Genomic DNA, 20,991 nt, shown 5'->3' on the forward strand with positions numbered 1-20,991 from the left:
TCTTCTCGCTATTAAAGTGATTCAATCTTTTTGGCGAATAAAGGAAGATACTTTTTATTGGCCAGCAGCATCTCTTTGACTAACGCCACACCCGAAGTGTCGCTTGAGCATAATGGGTTGAAAATAAAGCCAGAAATAAGCGCTTGATAATCGCCGGTGGCGGCGGCTTTGACGATCTGCGCTTCATAGTCTTTCATCATGGAAACAATCCCTTTCGCAGGAGATGGGATCTCACCAGTACAAATTGGAATCGGACCATTACGGGTAAGCACACAGTTCACTTCAACTACCGCCTCTTCCGGTAAATTAGTGATAGCACCGCCGTTACGAACGTTGACGGTTTGAATGCTCTTATCGTCGAGGTAAATAGCGCGAATAACGTTCAGCGCGGCGGTGGAATAAAGCGCACCGCCGCGGGCTTCCAGCTCTTTAGGCTTATCCTGAAGCGTAACGTCGCTGTATTTTTTAAACAGTTCGGCTTCGATATTTTTGACGATCTCACCCCGTGATTGCTCGGCTGCTTCCTGCTCGGCCAGCATTTCAGTCGTCTTGAGGTAGTATTTTAAATAGGAAGAGGGGATCAGATTGGTGGCGGCCAGCAGCTCTTTATTAAACTGCTCATTGCTGATGTTTTTAAAGCTCAGTGCATCAACGTCGGCGGCGTTGATTATCTCGATGGCTTCGCGGGTACGGTCGACGCCGTTATGCAAAATTTTGGTAATAAAGTTCATATGGTTGGAGCCTTTGAACTCGACGTATAAATCCTCTACGTTGGCATTCAGCAGCCCGGCCACCTGATGGGTCATATTGACAGGACCATTGCACAGGCCGATGACCCGATTGTTGTGGCTGTATTTGAGTACCGCTTCTGTCACCATGGAAGCTGGATTGGTGAAGTTAATCAGCCAGGCGTTTGGACAAATCGCCTTCATTTCATTCGCTATTTCAATGATGACCGGAATGGTGCGCAGAGCTTTGAACATCCCGCCCGCACCGTTGGTTTCCTGGCCAATAAAACCGTATGACTTCGGCAGTTTTTCATCAACGATTCGGGCATCGATACCACCGACGCGCAGTTGAGTCACCACGAAGTCGGCACCCAGCAGCGCTGTTTTGCGGTCAAAAGTTTGGATGACATCAATTGGTAAATTTGCTTTGGCAAGCATTCTTTTGGTGAGATCGAAAATGATGTTCATTTTCTCTTTACCCATTTCAACGTCGACAAAAGCGATGTGAGAGATGGGAAGCTGGTGGTAGTTTTTAATTACCCCTTCAATCAGTTCTGGCGTATAGCTGCTACCCGCACCTATCACCACGAGTTTTAGTTTTTTCATTAGTCTTCTACTTTTGAATTAAATTTCAACGACACTTTTCTGACATTGGATAAATGGAAAAGCATAATATCTACGATGGCTATCTGTATCGGATAGCTTATATTTTCGAAAGCAGTATCTTTAATAATGGCGTTTTTGTAGATCAAGACTGCATCGGCCTTAAGCGCCAGCGTAGAGTTTTCCCGGCTGGTAATCGCGGCCACCTTGATGCCGTTTTTTCTGGCATTAAAAATTATCTCTTCCAGCATTTCTGACTCACCGCTGTTGGAAACAATCAGCATACAATCGTTAGCGGTCAGAAAGCGGCTGCGGACATTACAGTTGGTGTAGTCTGTTTCATTGAGGATATTAAAGCCCAGCACCATCAAATTATAGCTAACATAGTTCGCCACGCTATCTGATGTACCGTATCCCCAGGTGATAATCGTATTGCAGTCGGACAAAAAATCACAAAAGACTTTGACTTTATTCTCAGACACTCTGGTTAAAGCATCCTGCATTTCTTGTATATATTCGCTAACAAACGCGTTATGGTGCTGCGAGTTTTGCGTTCTGGAGAATACGTCCCGAATGTTGACCTTAAACTCCTGGAAATTATTAAAGCCTAATTTCTTTACCAACTTAGAAATAGATGGCGCGGTAGTATAAACGCGATCTGCCAGTTCATGAATTTTCATTTTATAAACATCAGCAGGATTCTCCTGGCAGAATTTATAAACTCGCAGTTCATTATTGGTTAAATTTTTTCGCATGGAGCGCACCTTTTATTATGTGGCACTTACGCCACATTGGCTCTCGAGGGGATATTAGCAAGGGAAAAGCGGAAATAGATTTTATGATTTAGAAATTAATTTCTGCGATCTGAGTTATAAATTTCCATATGGAGGCTTCCCATTCCGTTGAGAAGTATGACGTAACCAGAAAGCCGGATGGCAACGGAGATCGTGCTCCTGAGAAAGTGCCGGATAACGGTGTAAACACCTTATCCGGCCCACAACGGATCGTAAGCCCGGTAAGCGTAGCACCACCGGGCATTTTTTTACTCTTCTTCTGCCTGGGCTTTCTTCGCCAGGCCATCCAGCAGTTTTTGATGGATGCCACCAAACCCGCCGTTACTCATCACCAGGATGTGATCGCCAGGCTGTGCAGTTTTCACCACCATATCTGCCAGTGCATCCACATCGCCGCTCCAGTGCGCAGGCTGAACGCAGGCTTCAGCGACTTCTGCTACCTGCCACGGAATATGCGGGGGTTGCAGCAGGAACACTTCGTCCGCACGCCCTAACGACGGCGCCAGGTCATCTTTGCACAGGCCCATTTTCATGGTGTTCGAGCGTGGTTCCAGCACCGCGATGATGCGCGCCGTGCCACCTACTTTACCGCGCAGCGCCGCAAGCGTTGCCAGAATGGCCGTTGGGTGATGGGCGAAATCGTCATACACCGTCACGCCATTGGCTTCGCCGCGCAGCTCAAGACGACGACGGGCGTTGATAAACGAGCCCAGCGCATTGGCTGCATCCGCAGGCACGACGCCAACATGGCGCGCGGCAGCAATCGCCATCAGACCGTTGTGCATGTTGTGTTCGCCTACCAGGCCCCACTTCACCACGCCAACATTTTCACCGTCCAGCCACACTTCCCATTCGGATGCATCAGTGGTCAGCTTTTTCGCCTGCCAGTGACCTTGTTCGCCAACCAGCTCTTGTTCGCTCCAGCAGCCCATCGCCATCGTCTGTTTCAGATTGATGTCGTTTTCCGGGTAGATAATGCGTCCCTGGCCCGGCACGATACGCACCAGGTGGTGGAACTGTTTCTGGATCGCTTTCAGATCGTCAAAGATATCAGCGTGATCGAACTCAAGGTTGTTGAGGATCAGCGTACGCGGGCAGTAATGTACGAATTTAGAACGCTTATCGAAGAAGGCGCAATCGTACTCATCCGCTTCAATCACGAAGAAGTCGCTCTCACCCAGGCGCGCGGAAACCTCAAAGTTACCCGGTACGCCGCCGATCACAAAGCCAGGCTTATAGCCGCAGGCTTCGAGGATCCAGGTCGCCATTCCGGCGGTGGTGGTTTTGCCGTGCGTCCCCGCAACCGCCAGTACCCAACGATCGCGAAGCACAAAGTCATGCAACCACTGCGGGCCGGACATGTACGGAATGTTCTTTTCCAGCACTGCTTCCACACACGGATTACCCCGGGTCATGGCATTGCCAATGATCACCAGGTCCGGCTGCGGATCGAGCTGGCTGGCATCGTAACCCTGAATCAGATCAATGCCTTGCTTCTCAAGTAAGGTACTCATCGGCGGATACACATTGGCGTCCGAACCGGTTACTTCATGACCGAGTGAGCGCGCCAGCATCGCCAGACCGCCCATAAAAGTGCCACAAATTCCCAAAATATGAATGCGCATACGTCACTATCCTTTTTTAATCTGGGGGCCATTTTACGCACATGTCCGGCAAGTGAGAAACGCATTTCAGGATATTCCGTAGTTTGCTGGCGCGATTCACCTAAGCGCGGCAATGGAAATATTTGTTAATATTGTTGCGGTCGCTTTACTCCACATAAATTGCAGGGAAAGTGTTATGAAAACGTTAGGTGAATTTATTGTCGAAAAGCAGCACGAGTTTTCTCATGCTACCGGTGAGCTCACTGCTTTGTTGTCGGCAATAAAGCTGGGCGCCAAGATCATCCACCGCGATATCAACAAGGCCGGTCTGGTCGATATCCTTGGTGCCAGCGGTGCTGAGAACGTGCAGGGAGAGGTTCAGCAAAAACTCGATCTGTTCGCGAACGAAAAACTGAAAGCTGCACTGAAGGCGCGCGACATTGTGGCGGGCATTGCCTCGGAAGAAGAAGATGAAATCGTCGTCTTTGAAGGCTGTGAACACGCAAAATATGTTGTGCTGATGGATCCTCTGGATGGCTCATCCAACATCGATGTTAACGTCTCTGTCGGTACGATTTTCTCTATTTATCGCCGCGTAACCCCAGTCGGCACGCCGGTCACGGAAGAGGATTTCCTGCAACCAGGCAACAAGCAGGTTGCTGCGGGCTACGTTGTTTATGGTTCTTCCACCATGCTGGTGTATACCACCGGCTGTGGCGTACACGCCTTCACCTACGATCCTTCTCTGGGCGTATTCTGCCTCAGCCAGGAACGTATGCGCTTCCCGGCGAAAGGCAGCACGTACTCCATTAACGAAGGCAACTACATTAAATTCCCGAACGGTGTGAAGAAGTACATTAAATTCTGCCAGGAAGAAGATAAGTCAACTCAGCGCCCGTACACCTCGCGCTACATTGGCTCTCTGGTTGCGGATTTCCATCGTAATCTGCTCAAAGGCGGGATCTACCTGTACCCAAGCACCGCCAGCCACCCGCAAGGGAAGCTGCGTCTGCTGTACGAATGCAATCCGATGGCCTTCCTGGCCGAGCAGGCGGGCGGCAAAGCGAGCGATGGTAAAGATCGCATTCTGGATATCACCCCGGAAAGCCTGCACCAGCGTCGCTCCTTCTTCGTAGGTAACGACCATATGGTTGAAGATGTAGAACGCTTTATCCGCGAATTCCCGGACGCGTAATACGCTTTGCCGGATGAGACGTGTTAACGCCATCATCCGGCAAATTTATCCCCTACGCCGTTTGTACTTTAAACGCCGCCATTGCTTCGAGCAGCGCATGTGACTGCTCTTCCAGCGAGCGGGTAGCCGCTGAAGATTGCTGTACCAGCGCCGCATTTTGCTGCGCCGTTTCATCCATCTGAATCACCGCGATATTCACCTGCTCAATGCCGCGACTCTGTTCCTGCGACGCGCTGGCAATTTCACGCATCAGTTTGGTCATGCGCATCACTTCATTGGCAATCTCATCCATGGTTTCGCCCGCCTGCTGCGCCAGCTCGCTGCCTTCTCCCACGTGGGTGTGTGAATCGCTGATTAACGTGCGGATCTCTTTTGCCGCCTCGGCGCTGCGGCTGGCCAGATTACGCACTTCACCCGCAACGACCGCAAAGCCCCGCCCTTGCTCACCGGCACGCGCCGCTTCAACAGAAGCATTGAGCGCCAGGATATTGGTCTGGAAAGCAATACCGTCGATTACGCTGAGGATGTCGGCGATTCGGCTGGAACTGCCGGAAATATCGCGCATTTTCTCAATCACATAGCACACCATCTCACTGCCGCGATCGGCGGTATCCGACACCGATTTTGCCAACTGGTGTGCCTGTTCCGCGTTCTGCGCATTCTGTTTCACGGTCGCCGTGAGTTCTTCCATACTGGCGGCGGTCTGCTCCAGCGAAGTGGCTGTCGATTCAGTACGTTGTGCCAGATGCTGGTTCCCGGCCGTCAGCTCACGGCTACCAATATCAATTTGTAAACTGGCATCGCGGACACGCTGTACCGAGTCGCCCAGCGCATGGCGCATTTCATCCATTGCCGCGTTCAGACGGTTGAATTCGGCGCTGGCCGACAGCGCGGCAACCGGCGACAAATCCCCCGTCGCCAAGCGTTCCAGTTGCTCAACCATATTATCCAGCGGCTTGAGAAACTTATTTCGCAGCATGAACCAAATCACCGCCAGCAATGCGAGGGCAGCCAACATCGAGGCGCTCATAATACCGTGGTAAATCAACGAAGTAATGATACGGGTAGAGGCATACAGCCCCATACCGCCGGTCAGCAACAGAAGGAACGTCAGCAGAGACAATAACACCAACAAACTTGATCGAATTGAAAGGGATTTTGGCATCGTTATATTTCCGGTTGTAGGGTTAAAACAGACCTGTACAGAACCTATCGACTACAACCGGAAAAAGTTTAGGTATTTAAATGTTTATTGAAAAATCAGGATGTTACTTTGGTGTTGCCGCCGTCCCCACTCTGGTTACTGGCGAGCTTTGACGATTTTCCCAAAGTACCGTCAGACCGCGCTGTAAGGCAATAAAAATAAACAATAAAATGCCAATCGCGATCTTCGTCCACCAGGAACTTAATGTGCCGTCAAAATTAATGTAGGTCTGGATCAACCCCTGAATGGCGACACCAAACAACGTTCCTAACACCGTACCGACCCCGCCGCTCAACAGGGTTCCGCCAATCACGACTGAGGCAATCGCATCCAGCTCAACGCCGACGCCCGCCAGCGCATAACCCGCCTGGGTGTAAATTGAAAAGACAATGCCGGCAAGCGTCGCAAGCCCGGTCGACAGCATATAGATACGGATGGTCGTGCTGCGGGTTGAGATCCCCATCAGGTTGGCAGAGGTGGCGTTGCCGCCAATCGCGTAAACCTGATTACCAAAGCGCGTACGGTGCGCCAGGAATATGCCAATGACGACTACCGCCAGCATCAGCAATCCCATTGCACTCAGGCGGCCGCCGCCGGGAATTTTCCATGCCAGGCTTGAGAGCATGTCATAAACCGGATGGTTAATTGGGATCGACTCTTCAGACACCAGATAGCTGACGCCGCGCAGGAAGAACATTCCCGCCAGGGTAATAATGAATGCTGGGATCTTCAGCGCATCAATCAGTAACCCCATAAACGCGCCAAACGCGCAGCCCATCAGCAGAATCAGGGGAAACGCCAGCAGCGGAGATATACCCCAGTAGCCAATGGCCTTCGCCAGAAATACGCCGGTAAACGCGATCACCGAGCCAACGGACAGGTCGATCCCGCCAGAGAGAATCACGAAGGTCATGCCCACGGCGATGATGCCCAGAAAAGCGTTATCGGTCAAGATATTGCAGATAACTCTGGTTGAAGCAAAAGCCGGAAACTGTGTCAGGCAGTAGAGGTAACCCAGCACAAACACGCCGAGGGTGATCATCAGCGGTAAATTACGTTTTATCATGACCACGCACTCCTTTTATCAGGCTGATAAAGCGTTGTGATTGCACGACCAGCACACACAACACCACCACGGCTTTGACCACTTGATTTAGTTCTGGCGGGAAGCCCGACAGTAAAATCCCGGTGTTCATGCCCTGAATAATCAATGCCCCGACCACCGACAGCAGCAGATTAAAGCGCCCGCCCATCAGCGAGCCGCCGCCGATGACTACCGCCAGGATGGCATCCAGTTCCAGCCACAATCCGGCGTTATTGGCATCTGCCCCGCGGATATCCGCCGTGACGATAATGCCGGCGATAGCCGCACACAGACCGCTCAGCACATAGGTGAGCATCACGATAATGCGCGTGTTCACCCCGGCGTTTTTTGCCGCACGAATGTTGATGCCTACCGCTTCAATAAACATCCCCAGCGCCGTTTTACGCGTCAGTAGCCAGAACACCACCAGCGTTAGCAGGGCAATGATCACTGGCGTGGGGAACAGTAAGAGCGAGCCGCTGCCAAACCACGACAGTTCGGGCGAATTGAAGGTGACGATTTGCCCGGAGGTGATAAGCTGCGCCACTCCGCGCCCGGCCACCATCAGGATTAGCGTGGCAACGAACGGTTGGATCTTGAGGATTGCCACCAGAATCCCGTTCCATAACCCTGCCAGAATGCCGGAGCCTAAGGCGGCAAGCAGCACCACCGGCAAACTGTGCCCGGCCACCGTCATCGCCGCGGTGGTGGCACCGGCAATGGCCATGACGGCGCCTACGGAAAGGTCGATGCCGCCGGTGGCAATCACCAGCGTCATGCCAATCGCTAACAGCGCCACGGGGGCGGCACGGTTGAGAATATCAATCGGGCTACCGAACAGCCGACCATCTTGCAAAATCACCTGATAAAAGTGCGGCGCGACCAGGCTATCCACCAGCAGCACCAGCAGTAGCGCCACCAGTTGTGGCATGCCCTTTGGCCAGCGGAATCGCCGTTGCGGCGGAGTGGATTGAGGGAGAGATTGAGGCATCACCATAGTCTCCTTAGGCCGCAATGGCGTTCATGATCGCCGGCACGGACAGTTCAGCCAGCGGGATCTCGGCCACCTGTTTGCGATCGCGCATAATAATGACCCGATCGGCATAGCCCACTAACTCTTCCAGTTCGGATGAAATCACCAGCAGCGCCAGACCATCCGCGCACAGCGTTTCGATCAGGCGGATGATCTCGGCATGCGCGCCGACGTCGATCCCACGCGTGGGTTCATCGAGGATCAGGAATTGCGGTTTGGTCAGTAACCAGCGCGAGAGCAATACTTTTTGCTGATTGCCGCCGGAGAGGAATTCGATCGGCTGTTCAGCGTTGGGGGTGCGAATTCCGAGCTGGCGGATAAAACGCTCGGCAATCTCATTTTGTTCTTTCCGCGGAATAGGCCGCAGCCAGCCACGCTGCGCCTGTAATGCCAGAATGATGTTTTCACGCACCGAGGCGGCGGCGATAATGCCATCCGTTTTGCGATCCTCCGGACAGAAGCCGATCCCCAGACACGAAGCCTGATGCGGCGATCGCAAGGTCTGCGCTTTGCCCTTGATCAGCGCACTGCCGCTGTCGGCGGGTTTAATACCGAAGATCACCTCCGCCGTTTCCGTTCGCCCGGATCCCAGCAGTCCAGCGAGACCGACGATCTCACCAGGACGCACCTGTAGATCAAACGGCGCGATGGTGCCTTTCTTGCCAAAGTCGCTAAAGGCCGCCACTGGTTTATCACTCAGCAACGTACGGCCCGCACGCTGTAGTGCATGGGTATCCAGTTCGCGACCCAGCATCATTTTGACCAGTTCGATCTGTGGCAGTTCGCGGGTTTCACGGCAGCCAACGAAGCCGCCGTTACGCAGAACGGTAATGCGATCGCTGACCTGATAGACCTGATCGAGGAAGTGGGTAACGAAGATCAGACTGACGCCCCGATCGCGCAGATGCCGCATCAGGCCGAACAGCATTTCTACCTCCTGGGTATCAAGACTGGCGGTGGGCTCATCGAGGATCAGCACTTTCGCGGAGAGATCGATCGCCCGACAGATGGCGACGATCTGCTGCATCGCCACGGAAAAGCGGTTCAGCGGCTCGCGCACGTCGAGGGAAAAACCGTATGACGCCATCAACTCCGTCGCGCGTTTTTCCATCTGCTTGCGCAGCAGCAGGCCAAAACGCCGCGGTTCACGGCCAATAAACAAGTTATCCGCTACCGACATATTGGGCAGCAGGTTCACTTCCTGATACACGGTACCGATCCCCAACTGCTGGGCATGGGCAGTATTTTTGGGGGAGATAGGCTGGCCTTCGAGCCAGATCGTGCCGCGATCTGCATGGTAAACACCGGTCAGCGCTTTGATTAGCGTCGATTTACCGGCTCCGTTTTCTCCCAGCAGCGCCATAATCTCACCGCGACGCAAGCTGAAATCCACGTTATCCAGCGCTTTGACGCCGGGAAAGAATTTGCTTAATCCTTCGGTGCGGAGGATTTCCTGATGGGGGTCGGTGGTCATGGCATTCCTCCGGTACGAAATCACGGCCTTTTCGTAGGCCTGATAAGCGCAACGCCATCAGGCCTACGGAAGACCGGCAGCAAAACTAGTAGCCCATGTTTTTCTTCTTCTCTAACTCTTCTTTCGCCGTATCCGGCAGATAGAGGATCGACTTGGTAATGGTCAGCTTCTCAGGCATCGTGCCGTCTTTTTTGAATTTCTCCAGCGCGTCGAATGCCGGGCCTGCCATATTCGGCGTCAGCTCGACGCTGGCGTTGGCTTCACCGTCAATCATTGCTTTGTAGATATCCGGTACGCCGTCGATGGAACCGGTCAGAATATCTTTGCCGGGTTTCAGGCCCGCTTCTTTAATCGCCTGGATTGCCCCGATCACCATGTCATCGTTATGGGCGTAAACCATGCAGATGTTCTTGCCATTGTTTTCCGCTTTGATAAAGCTCTCCATCACTTCTTTCCCTTTACTGCGGGTGAAGTCGCCGGACTGTGAGCGGATAATCTTAATGTTTGGTGCGCTGGCGATGGCTTCAGCAAACCCTTTTTTACGATCGATGGCCACGCTGGCCCCGACAGTCCCTTGCAGCTCAACGACGTTACACGGCTTGCCGTTCACTTGTTTAATCAACCAGTCGCCGATCAATTTACCTTCCAGCACGTTGTCGGCGGTGACCGTGGTCATATAGAGAGATTTGTCTTTTACATCGATGGAACGATCGAGCAAAAAGACCGGAATGTCGGCATCTTTAGCTTCTTTTAAAACCGGTTCCCAACCCGTTGCCACGACCGGCGCAATAAAGATGGCGTCAACGCCCTGCGCAACAAATGAGCGAACTGCTTTAATCTGGTTTTCCTGCTTTTGCTGGCCGTCAGCGATTTTCAGCGTAATACCACGCTTTTCAGCCTCGCTTTTCGCAACGTTGGTTTCTGCGGCGCGCCAGCCGGATTCAGAGCCAACTTGCGAAAATCCTACGGTTAAAGGGGCTGCCATTGCCATAGACGACATGGCTGCCGAAACTGCTGTGACTAAAAGTAAGCGCTTCCACATAAGTGCGTCCTCGTAGGGTGATTATTGTTGGTTAATAAACCGTCGCGAAAAAACTATAGACAATTGAGCATGTAACGAATTGCGTTACATCACACTTCAAAAAAGTAAATAAAACGTTAATCACAACTTTGTAATCGCTTTCATCTCGCTATGAAAAATGCGGCTGAAGATATGGATTTTTCTGTCACGAGAGAGGGGTAAAAAGAAGAAAATGAGCGCAGAGAAAGCGAAAACAAGCGGAGACATTCAGCGCGAGTTGGCTATAATACCCGCCACTTGTTTGCCATAGCTTATTTAAAGGAAACAGACATGAGCTTACTCAACGTCCCTGCCGGTAAAGACCTGCCGGAAGATATCTACGTTGTTATCGAGATCCCTGCCAACGCAGATCCGATCAAATACGAAGTTGACAAAGAGAGCGGCGCCCTGTTCGTTGACCGCTTCATGTCCACCGCGATGTTCTATCCGTGCAACTACGGTTACATCAACCACACCCTGTCTCTGGACGGTGACCCGGTAGACGTTCTTGTCCCGACTCCGTACCCGCTGGAGCCAGGTTCAGTGATCCGCTGCCGTCCGGTTGGCGTGCTGAAAATGACTGACGAATCCGGTGAAGATGCGAAACTGGTTGCGGTTCCGCACACTAAGCTGAGCAAAGAATACGATCACATCAAAGATGTGACCGACCTGCCGGAACTGCTGAAAGCGCAGATCACCCACTTCTTCGAACACTACAAAGATCTCGAAGCGGGCAAATGGGTGAAAGTTGACGGTTGGGACAACGCTGAAGCCGCTAAAGCTGAAATCGTTGCTTCTTTCGAGCGCGCGAAGAAGTAAGTTCGCGTTAGCTTAAAACCCTGAACGCCAGTCTCTGGTTAGTAAGGGTTTTTAAATTTCTACGTTCTACCACCTCTCCCCTTCGCTGTTTTCTTTTTGACCTACCAGAATGGGTAGTCACATTTCATTTATCTTAATTGAGAATGATATTAGATCTCATTATCATTCTCAGCATGTAAATAAATGTGAATAAAAGTCAATGAACCTCCACAATGTGAAGTCCCTGAAACGCTATTCCTGCGTGGCACTCGCCACAGCGCTGTTATTTACCAGCCTGTCCAGCGTGGCGCAGACGCTACCTGAGAAAGATTTTCTGACTCGCGATGTCGGTAACGGCGTGTATGAGCTGGCGGTTGATAGCCAGCAGAATGCGCTTTTTGTCGCCTCGTCGCCGTCGTTTGATAAAGATAAAACCAGCGGGCTTATCTATAAACTCGATCTGGAGAAACTCACGACGACTGAAGTCATCGACACCAGCCGTCGTGCCTTTGCCACCGCTCTGGATGAAGAAAACCAGGTGCTGTATGTCGGCAACACGCTGGAAGGTTCAGTAACGCTAGTCGATACCCGCAGCGGTAAAGAGCTGGCGATACTGCAACTGAGCGAAGCCAAAAACTCGAAAGATATTGTTCATACGCGTGAAATGGTGCTCGATAAACAGCACCACCGTCTGTACGTTTCCGGCGTGGCTGAAAAAGGCATAGTCTGGGTGGTGGACACACAAAAGCGCGAGAAAATCGCCACCCTCGAGAACATGGGCCAGTACCCGACCGGCATGGCCGTGGATGCAAATAAGAACCGCCTGTATGTTGTGAATGGCCGAAACGAGCTTATTACGCTGGATACCACCAACCATCAAATTATTAATCGCTTTACCATTGAGCCAGATAAAAAACATTTTTTCCTGAATATTGCCCTGGATGCAAAAAATAACCGCGCATTCCTGACCGATCCGGATTTAGCGGACGTACTGGTTGTTGATCTTAATACCGGTAAGGTTATTGCACCAATTAAGGTTATTAACTCGCTGGCAGTGATATATAACGAAAAACGCCAGGAAGTTTATATCACCCACCGTAATGCTAAACGCATCAGCATTGTGAACAGCAAGACCTATCAGGTAAAACAAAGCATTGAAACCAATGCCTTACCTAACAGTCTGGCGCTCTCGGCAGATGCTAACACCCTGTACGTCAGCGTCAAACAGTCGGAAAAAATGACAGGTGTGAAGCCCGACTACGTGCTGAAAATCGATCTCTCTAAATATTAATAATTAAAAAACTATCTGCACCTTGCAGCTTTTTTGAGCTGCAAGGTGATGTTTTTATTTTTTACTTTTCAGGTGTCTATATTATGAAAACGCGTCAACTTATTACGCTGACAGGGATCGTTGCATTCTCAGGCGGTGTTATTTTCCCCACCCAGGCAGAAGAACTCACCGAGACCTCACGCACTAGCGAAGATGAAATGGTGATCACCGCATCCGGATTCTCGCAGCAAAAACGCGAAGCGCCGGCCACTATTTCAGTTATCGATCGTAACACGCTGGATATTCAGCCGGACCGTAGCATCGGTGAAGCAATTAAAAACCTGCCCGGCGTCTCGGTCACCAACAGCAGCGGCATGAACGCCGGCAGCATTATGATCCGCGGCATGGACCCGTCCTATACCGCTTTTATGGTCAACAGCGTCAAACAAAATACCGGTGAATCTCGCCCTTACGGACATGATATTGGTACTGAAGCCAACTTCTTACCGCCAATGGAGGCCATTGAGCGTATTGAAGTTATCCGTGGGCCGATGTCCTCGCTGTACGGTTCAGACGCCATCGGCGGTGTGGTTAACGTCATTACCAAAAAACCGTACGGCGCAAAAGAGTGGACCACGGCAATTGCTGCCAATACCTGGCTGCAGGAGCACCAGTATTTAGGTAATACCAGCCAGATGAATTTGTTTACCATGGGGCCGATTGTGCCCGATGTTCTCGGCCTTAGCGTGGCGGCCGACTGGCTTGACCGTCGCGATGACGATCGCAATAACTATTTTGGCAAACACAATCGTAAATCCGTTGATATGACATTGGGCCTGGCCGCCAGCGAGAATAACCTGTTCGATCTCAACGTGGTCACCGGTGAGCAGGAAAAAAACCGTACCCAGAAACGCGGTGCGCCGTGGTCATGGCTGTTCGATCGTAACGCCGCCACCCTGACGCATACCGGCTGGTATGCAGACGACACCATCGCGACGACCAACTACATAAACTATGAAAAAGGCCGTTCGAAGTATGTTTATGACGGACAGTCCCCGCAGTATGTGCAGATGGAGAACTACGTCGCCAATTCGCAAACCACTTTCACGCTCGACACCCATAAACTGACCGTTGGGGCGAATTTCACGCGCGAAGAGCTGAATGACCGCTTTGATGTAGCCAACAAAACGCTGCCCGGATCTGACCCGGTGACCAAAATCAGCCGTAACGGTTGGGCATTGTTTGCTGAAGACGGCTGGAGCATTGGCGATTTCATCCTGACCACGTCAGCGAGGATGGACCAGGATGACAATTTTGGCACACATATTACGCCGAAAATGTACGGTAACTGGGCCTTTAGCAATGACTGGGCGCTGAAAGGCGGCGTTTCCGCAGGCTATAAAAAACCGGAGCTGCGCGCGACGTCCAGCAACTTCGTAACCCCTTACGGCTCAACCGTACCTTATCCCTTCCTCACCGTTGGTAACGACGACCTGAAACCTGAACAAAGCGTTAACTCTGAACTGGGCCTCTACTGGACGGGAGATGCGCTATCGCTCGACAGCACCGTCTTCTATACGCAGTTCAAAGACAAAATTGCTGAACAAACGATTTGTGAAACCACGTCGACGAACCAGTGCTCCGTCAACGGCTACAACGCGGATTCCGTCAGTAAATACTTCAACGTCAGCGAGGCGGATGTATACGGTATAGAACTGAATGCCGACTGGCAGATTACCGCCGATGTAAAAGCCAACGCTAACTACACCTGGAACCACAGCGAACAAAAAAGCGGCGTTAACAAAGGCTACGCGCTAAACGATTATCCGCGCCATATGGCGAATCTGTCGCTGAACTGGACGGCAACGCAAAGCCTGGACGTATGGAGTACGGTGAATTATCGCAGCAGTAACCGCAACAGCGGCAATAACTATAAATATGATGACTACACGATGGTGGACGTAGGCCTACGTTATCAGCTCAATAAGCACACGCAACTGATGGCTGGGGTCTACAACGTGCTGGATGAGGATCCGAAACTGACAACCGCGTGGAACGAATCCGCACAGGTGGAAGGACGCCGCTATAACCTCGACGCGCGCGTGGAGTTTTAAATCCAGAATAAAACAACGCCACCCAAGGGTGGCGTGTTCATATCAGTACTGGTCTCGGTCTAACCAGTTACCGCTTTCAATCAGCGTTAAGCCATCAACCGGACGTTGGTACACGTACATCCATGCACTTCCGTACGGCGTTTGAATTAACTGGCGTGCGTATTCACCGCCGCGGGTACGCAGAGCGTCAAGCTCTGCCAGCGTGGCGTTATCAATACGATAAACTTCCCCGTGTACTGTTCCCTCTCCTGGAACGGCGCCTGGATAGTGGCCCAGGCTATACAACTGGTAGTTGTCGATACTGAAATTTCCCAGCAACAGGGCATTGGTCATCCAGTGGCTGTTGCCTTGTTTGGTTCGTAAACTGCCGTAGACAAATATTCGCATTGCTAAAACTCGAACTGATAGAGCAAATCAAGTGCCTGATCTACGCCAGACACTGCTTCCAGATATAGCTTAGGCATCAGACGATAACGTAGCGTGAGTGTCGCTAAGGAGTCAAATATACCCACACCATATTTCACCTGCAGACCTGGCAGTACGTATCCGCTGACAACCACCTGAGATGAATCACCCACCCCTTGTGTGTCCAGTGCCAGATTGCTTACGCCAAATGTCTCCCCGATTTTACCCACAACCTGACCACTTTGTGCAACCCCCAGACCAATAAGCATTGAAGTCATTGCCGCGCTGTCGCTCTGTTCGCTATCCAGTCCTTGTCCGCGTAGCAGGTAGGAAAGCGCCATTTGCTGCGACATCGCCGGGTCGGAGAAGATTTCCGCCTTCGGTTCATCGGCGGAGCCCGTGACGCGAACCCCGGCGATCACGTCGTCTTCGGTGGCTTCCGGGTTACGAATTGCTTCGATGTTGAGTAACGGCTGATCCGGCGGGCCGGAGAACAACAGCTCGCCCTTACGCACAATCAGATCCTGACCATAGGCATGGAAACGCCCGCTCGGAATATTAATTTGTCCGTTCAGCCCCAGCCCCTGCTTATCCTGCACCACTTTCAGATCGCCCGTCAGACGCGCTTTCAAACCAAAGGCGTCAATACGCACGTTGTTACCAACATGGATGTTCAGGTTGCTGTTGATCGGAATACCTGCTGTCTGCGGTTTCTCCGGTTGCAGATTGTTGTTAAGCATGACCATATCGCTGGAAACCCCTACCGCGCTCTCCGGCAGATCGTGTACCACGATACGCGCCCACGGCACATCCACGTTGCCATCGAGGGTAAACAGGCTCGGCGTGGCTTCAAAGACCACGTCCGGCGATACGTCCAGGCGGACCATCGGCGGCACGGTAATACGAACCCTGCTGCCTTTAGCCGCAACGCGCGCCCGCCAGTTGTCTATCTGACTCCAGTCGGCATCGCCGCTCAGGTTAATTTCGCCCTGCTGCGTACGCACCACGCCCGCCAGCGTTGAGCGTGTTCCGGTGAAGTTAACGGCTAACTGGCTTGGCTGCATGTCAAACGGCATAAAGTTACCGTCGATATCCAGACCGCTCAGCTGCAGCTGTCCGAGCAGTTGCGGGCTTTGCACATCGCCGCCCAGACGTAGGTTGGCGTTGATCACCCCTGCCGCTTTTTCACCGCGCGAGAAAATGGGGTTCACCATCGCCAGATTGAAGTTGCGGATGTTGACGTTGCCGCCGAGACTGCGGCGTCCTTGCGGATCCGTCACCTGCACCTGGCCGTCAAACTGCCCGTTGTTGGTCAGGCGAATCAGCCAGCCCAGCTCGGCACGGTTATTGTGCAGGTCGGCGGTCAGATTCAGCGTTTCAAACGCTACAGGGAGCGGCGCATCGTTCACGCTTTGCGTGACCTTCACGTTACGTCCGCTCAGCGTAACCTGCCCCTGCGGCAGCCCCTCTTTGGTGGTGTCCCAGCTCACATCTGCTTTGCCAGTGAAAACGCCGCTGGCCTGGGTTGTATCCGGCATAAACGGTTTTAGCATCGCCAGGTCAAAGCGGTTAAGGTTCACCACCGCGCGTCCTTGTGCACCGGCATCAATGGTTTGCGGTACGCACAGTTCCGCATTCGGGTTGTTCCAGCAGTGCGGCCCAATGCTGATTTTCTGTTCCTGATTGCGATAATCCAGCGCGACAGGGCGGTTAAGGGACCACGGACCGACCGGCGTCTGGAAGCGGGTATCGCTTAACGCACCTTTCCAGCGCTGCTCTTTGCGATCAAAGCTACCTGCCAGGGAGAGCTGCCCGGAGACCGGTTCCCCCTGAATGCGCAGCTGCAGCTCATGCTGCTTTTCGCTACCTTTGGCATTGAGCGTCACCAGGCCAATATTCACGTCAGGCTGTACAATCCGCTCTACGCGAACGTTGAGATTACCAGCGATTTGCTCTGCCGATTTCACGTCGCCTTCGACGCGCACCTGAGCGACGGACAGCTCCTGCCAGCGCAGCCCCCGGGCGGTGATATCCGCCAGCAGTTGTGGCGCTTCAACCGTACCGCGAACTTTTACCAGCCCTTTCGCCGTACCGCCCAGTCCCGGCAGCGCGTTATCCAGGCTCGGGGCATCAATCGTCGCGTCGAGATTGAGGTCTTTGACCCCCAGTTCCCCTTTCACATCCGCGCTGTTGCGTCCCAGTTCCAGATGCAGGCCCGGGATCGTCCACTGCAGGTAGCTGTTACCCTTCAGCGAACCGTGCACATTAACCTTGTTCTGCTTCACGTTGCCGGCCAGCTTCAGCTCGGGCACCTCCATCTGCCAGCTTCCGCCGTACAGACTGCCGCGAGTTTTCACCAGGCCATTCAGTTTTGATGGCCACTCCGGGATCGCTTTCGCCGTGTTGATGCCATCCAGCGTTAGCTCCCCGCGCCAGCTGATCGCCTGCTGCCAGTCCACCAGCGCTTTCAGCTCAGTTTTCCCTTCCAGCGCCGCAACGCTGAGTTTGTCGAGATTGATCTGCTGTTCGTTGCCTTTGGCGTCCAGCGTGATGGTAGCCGGAGGAATATCCTGTCCTTTCACAGCGGTACGCATCGACAGCGTATAGTCGGTCATCTTACCGGTCAGTTTGAGCTTGATGTCATCAGCCTGGAACTGCTTGTCGCCGGTAAACGGCCAGTAAACCTGCTTACTCACCACCTCAAGGTTGAGCGGCAATCCGGCTTCCGCCAGACGCGCCTGCGCCCGCAGGTCCATATCCACCGGACCAGACAGATTTACGCCGACTTCCAGCTGTTCACGCAGCGCGCCGCCGACCTTCAGCTTCACCTTTTCGCCTTTTAACGGATCGACGTTGAGCGTGCTGTTTAACGTAATATCGACCGGCCACGTGTCGGTCAGTTGCGCCGTGCCGCTGGCTTTTACCGTCCCCTGATTCGAGTCGATATCCAGTGCATCGAGTTTCATGTTGCCGTCAATGCTGCTCACTTTCAGCAGCATGTTATGTACCGTTAAATCCGTATCCCCGGTCACGCGCAGCTGCTCGCCGCGAAACGCTTCAATGTTGAGATTGAGCGGCAGATGGACATCGGTCATTTCCGGCAGCACCGGCTTTGAGAACAGATCTTTTAGCGTTTCGCCGAGCGGTTTTTCATCCGGTTGCGGATTTTGAATCTTTGGTTCGACAACCTCTTCCTGCGCCACTTCCGCCACTTTAGGCAGGGCAATCAGCAGCCCCTGTAATGTCGTTGGCTTCAGGGTTAGCGTTTTTTCCTGCCAGTTCAGGCCGGAGGTAAATTCCAGCACCGAAACCGTGGTGTCATCGATTTTGATATTGATGTTGTTCAGCGCCACGCGCGAAAGCGTGATTGGGTAAGGTGTGGAAAGGTTAAGCGGACCGCTCTCTTCCTCTTCAACCGGCGCTGATGGCGGCATCTTTTTGCTGTCGATCGCCACGTTGATATTTTTCAGCGACAGATCGTTGACGCACAGGCTGCTGTCCCACAGGCAGTTAAGCCCCACGGCCAGATGCACTTCGCCAGCATTCACCGCCACGCCAGGTTGGTCATAACGAATATTTTTGAGCGATAAATCCCGCCAGCCGCCGGTGACCTGACCAATCTCCAGCCCCGGAACCCAACGATTCGCCGCTTTGAAGATCAGATGCAGGCCCGAAGTGGTGCCGACGAGGAACGCCACCGTGCCTAACAACAGCAGGATAAAAATCAGCACGCCGAGGCTTATCTTCTTCCATAAACTCATAATTCAGGCCCCAGACCGATGTAAAACTGTAAACCATGTTCATCTTTGTCGCCCACAGGGACAGCAAAGTCGAGCTTGATGGGTCCCACTGGCGATTGCCAGCGTACGCCGACCCCGGCACCGGTTTTGAAATCGCTTCTGCGGATATCGCTGACCGCTTCGCCGCTATCGACAAACATCGCGCCCCACCATTTTCCGGTCACGTTGTACTGATATTCCAGCGAGCCGGTCGCCAGCTTCGAGGCCCCTTTCAGCTTGCCGTCGCTGCCTTCAGGCGAAATAGATTTGTATTTGTAGCCGCGAATGCTGCGATCGCCCCCGGCGAAGAAACGCAGATCCGGCGGTACTTTGTCGAAGTCCCCGGTTTCGATCCAGCCGAGGTTGCCGCGCATCACAAAGCGATGACGATCGTACAGCGTGCGGATCCAGACGTTTTGCGCCTGGAAGACGGAGAAATCAACGTCTGAACCCCAGGCCGTGTTGGAGTAATCGATGGAATAACGTTGGGAGTCGCCCCAGACTGGCATCAGACCGCCGCGCGAGCGCGTCCGGCTGATCATCACGCCCGGATAGAGCAGCATGGTGGTGTTAGTGACGTTACCCTGGGTAAAGTGATCGAGGCTCCAGCGCAGGTTAATCGCGCGCTGCCAGCCGCTGGAAAGATCCCAGTAGCGGGAAACCGCAAGCGTAGTGGAGTCCTGCTCGGTATCGTTTAAATCGGTACGCTTAAAGCCCCCCTGCACCAGGTAATACTGCTCCAGCGGGTTCTTTAATAGCGGCATTTTATAACTGAAATCAAGAACCTGCTCTGGCGCAGAGATGCTGGCGCTGGTGGTCAGGCTGTGGCCATAGGAGTTCATCCACGGCTTTTTCCACGAGGTCTTCACCCGTGGACCGACGTCAGTTGAGTAACCGACCCCGGTTTCGATGGTATTTTCAGTTCGCGGCGACACCACGCCTTTCAGCGGCAGCACTTTGGTTTCACGGGCTTTATCAAATTCCGGTGCGACGACCACGGAATTAAACCATCCGGTCGCCGACAGACGACGGTTCAGTTCGCCCAGATCTTTCGACTCGTACTCTTCACCCTCTTTAAAGGGCACCAGATTTTGCAGGTACTCATCGCGAATTTGCGAGCCTTCAAAAGTGACATGCCCAAAGCGATAGCGTTCACCGCTGTTGTAATCGATATCCCAGAATGCCTGGCGGCGTTCGAGCGCTATTCCAAGCTGGCTTTTATTAAATTCACTGTCGAAATAGCCTTTGCGCAGCGCCACGCTGGTGAGTGATTTTTTGAAGTTATCATAGTCCCCCTGATTCAGCACGGTGCCGATTGCCGGTCGCGTTTTCAGCAGATCCAGGTAATCTTTATCCGTACGTGCGCCACCGCGCAGAATCACTTCGGTGCCGCCAATCAGCACCGGCTCACCAGGGGTCACTTTGGCAATCAACACCTGGCGTCCTTTCGCCGGCGGCGGACGCAGCTCAAAATCAATGGTGGGCTCAAAGTAGCCCAGCGCTTTTAGCCCTTCGCGGATGGCATCATCAACGCGCGCACGAAAGCGTCGGTCTGGAGTGACTTCATCACTTTGAATCGTGGATAGCTGCGCACGGACGTTTTTCTCCAGCGGTCCTGATAATCCCTCGACCTGTAAGCGAACATTCGCTGCGGCGGCGGAGCCACTTAAGCACAGTAATCCCACCCAACATAACTGACGGATATGTGGCACATTTTCTCCTGAATATCCTTTTTTCCCACCCCTGGAAAAAAATACTATGCCGTTCCTCGGCTTAACAAAAAATCAACAATAAGAGTTGAAAAACAGACGACAACCCAAATATTTCTTATGTTTAACTCTAGACG

The 20,991-nt window shown here is 52.8% G+C and carries 15 protein-coding genes; 4 read left to right on the forward strand and 11 right to left on the reverse strand.

Annotation, left to right across the window (positions count from 1 at the left end; translation table 11 throughout):
• Nucleotides 1-11: 11 nt before the first annotated feature.
• The 3 genes from OGV65_RS19465 to mpl form a co-directional block, all read right to left on the reverse strand.
• On the reverse strand, nt 12-1,334 hold the full coding sequence (locus tag OGV65_RS19465; RefSeq protein ID WP_200051834.1) for a 6-phospho-beta-glucosidase: 1,323 nt from the start codon (nt 1,332-1,334) through the stop codon (nt 12-14).
• Nucleotides 1,334-2,086, reverse strand: coding sequence for a MurR/RpiR family transcriptional regulator (locus OGV65_RS19470; protein WP_049283031.1), 753 nt, complete (start codon nt 2,084-2,086; stop codon nt 1,334-1,336). The genes OGV65_RS19465 and OGV65_RS19470 overlap by 1 nt, the downstream gene beginning before the upstream one ends.
• A gap of 287 nt (nt 2,087-2,373) precedes the next feature.
• Nucleotides 2,374-3,750, reverse strand: a complete 1,377-nt coding sequence (gene mpl, locus OGV65_RS19475; RefSeq protein WP_016151460.1) for a UDP-N-acetylmuramate:L-alanyl-gamma-D-glutamyl-meso-diaminopimelate ligase — start codon at nt 3,748-3,750, stop codon at nt 2,374-2,376.
• 175 nt (nt 3,751-3,925) lie between these two features.
• Between mpl and fbp the strand changes: the two genes are divergently transcribed.
• Nucleotides 3,926-4,924 carry a class 1 fructose-bisphosphatase gene (fbp, locus tag OGV65_RS19480; RefSeq protein WP_016151459.1) on the forward strand — a complete coding sequence of 333 codons (999 nt, stop codon included), beginning with the start codon at nt 3,926-3,928 and terminating at the stop codon, nt 4,922-4,924.
• Between the two features lie 52 nt (nt 4,925-4,976).
• On the opposite strand, the gene OGV65_RS19485 is transcribed toward fbp, so the two are convergent.
• The 5 genes from OGV65_RS19485 to ytfQ all read right to left on the reverse strand — a co-directional run bounded on the left by OGV65_RS19485 (nt 4,977) and on the right by ytfQ (nt 10,761).
• Nucleotides 4,977-6,089: a methyl-accepting chemotaxis protein gene (locus tag OGV65_RS19485; protein WP_075208928.1), complete on the reverse strand. Its 1,113-nt coding sequence runs from the start codon at nt 6,087-6,089 to the stop codon at nt 4,977-4,979.
• A 103-nt stretch (nt 6,090-6,192) separates the two neighbouring features.
• Nucleotides 6,193-7,194 (reverse strand): galactofuranose ABC transporter, permease protein YjfF, encoded by a 1,002-nt coding sequence (gene yjfF / locus OGV65_RS19490; RefSeq protein WP_016151457.1) that lies wholly within the window; start codon nt 7,192-7,194, stop codon nt 6,193-6,195.
• Nucleotides 7,181-8,203 carry a galactofuranose ABC transporter, ATP-binding protein YtfT gene (gene ytfT, locus OGV65_RS19495; protein WP_016155534.1) on the reverse strand — a complete coding sequence of 341 codons (1,023 nt, stop codon included), beginning with the start codon at nt 8,201-8,203 and terminating at the stop codon, nt 7,181-7,183. The genes yjfF and ytfT overlap by 14 nt, the downstream gene beginning before the upstream one ends.
• A 13-nt stretch (nt 8,204-8,216) precedes the next feature.
• On the reverse strand, nt 8,217-9,719 hold the full coding sequence (gene ytfR / locus OGV65_RS19500; protein WP_046275826.1) for a galactofuranose ABC transporter, ATP-binding protein YtfR: 1,503 nt from the start codon (nt 9,717-9,719) through the stop codon (nt 8,217-8,219).
• An 85-nt stretch (nt 9,720-9,804) separates the two neighbouring features.
• On the reverse strand, nt 9,805-10,761 hold the full coding sequence (gene ytfQ, locus OGV65_RS19505; protein ID WP_016155532.1) for a galactofuranose ABC transporter substrate-binding protein YtfQ: 957 nt from the start codon (nt 10,759-10,761) through the stop codon (nt 9,805-9,807).
• 309 nt (nt 10,762-11,070) lie between these two features.
• On the opposite strand from ytfQ, the gene ppa reads away from it, so the two are divergent.
• The 3 genes from ppa to OGV65_RS19520 all read left to right on the forward strand — a co-directional run bounded on the left by ppa (nt 11,071) and on the right by OGV65_RS19520 (nt 14,961).
• The gene (gene ppa / locus OGV65_RS19510; RefSeq protein WP_003025726.1) at nt 11,071-11,598 is read left to right on the forward strand and encodes an inorganic diphosphatase; all 528 of its coding nucleotides are present in this window, start codon (nt 11,071-11,073) and stop codon (nt 11,596-11,598) included.
• Nucleotides 11,599-11,797: 199 nt separating this feature from the next.
• Entirely contained in the window at nt 11,798-12,868 is a 1,071-nt protein-coding gene (gene yncE / locus OGV65_RS19515; RefSeq protein WP_049283032.1) for a 7-bladed beta-propeller protein YncE, read from the forward strand.
• 83 nt (nt 12,869-12,951) lie between these two features.
• On the forward strand, nt 12,952-14,961 hold the full coding sequence (locus OGV65_RS19520; protein ID WP_286455349.1) for a TonB-dependent receptor domain-containing protein: 2,010 nt from the start codon (nt 12,952-12,954) through the stop codon (nt 14,959-14,961).
• 42 nt (nt 14,962-15,003) lie between these two features.
• On the opposite strand, the gene OGV65_RS19525 is transcribed toward OGV65_RS19520, so the two are convergent.
• The 3 genes from OGV65_RS19525 to tamA are packed head-to-tail and all read right to left on the reverse strand — an operon-like array spanning nt 15,004 to nt 20,857.
• Nucleotides 15,004-15,348: a gamma-glutamylcyclotransferase family protein gene (locus OGV65_RS19525; RefSeq protein ID WP_016151451.1), complete on the reverse strand. Its 345-nt coding sequence runs from the start codon at nt 15,346-15,348 to the stop codon at nt 15,004-15,006.
• 2 nt (nt 15,349-15,350) lie between these two features.
• A complete protein-coding gene (gene tamB, locus OGV65_RS19530) occupies nt 15,351-19,127 on the reverse strand; it encodes an autotransporter assembly complex protein TamB (protein WP_286455350.1) in 3,777 nt (1,258 codons plus the stop codon).
• Nucleotides 19,124-20,857: an autotransporter assembly complex protein TamA gene (tamA, locus tag OGV65_RS19535; RefSeq protein ID WP_016155528.1), complete on the reverse strand. Its 1,734-nt coding sequence runs from the start codon at nt 20,855-20,857 to the stop codon at nt 19,124-19,126. Before tamA ends, tamB begins: the two co-directional genes overlap by 4 nt.
• Nucleotides 20,858-20,991 lie beyond the last annotated feature (134 nt).

The organism is Citrobacter sp. Cb004 (assembly GCF_030337065.1).
Lineage (GTDB): Bacteria > Pseudomonadota > Gammaproteobacteria > Enterobacterales > Enterobacteriaceae > Citrobacter > Citrobacter braakii.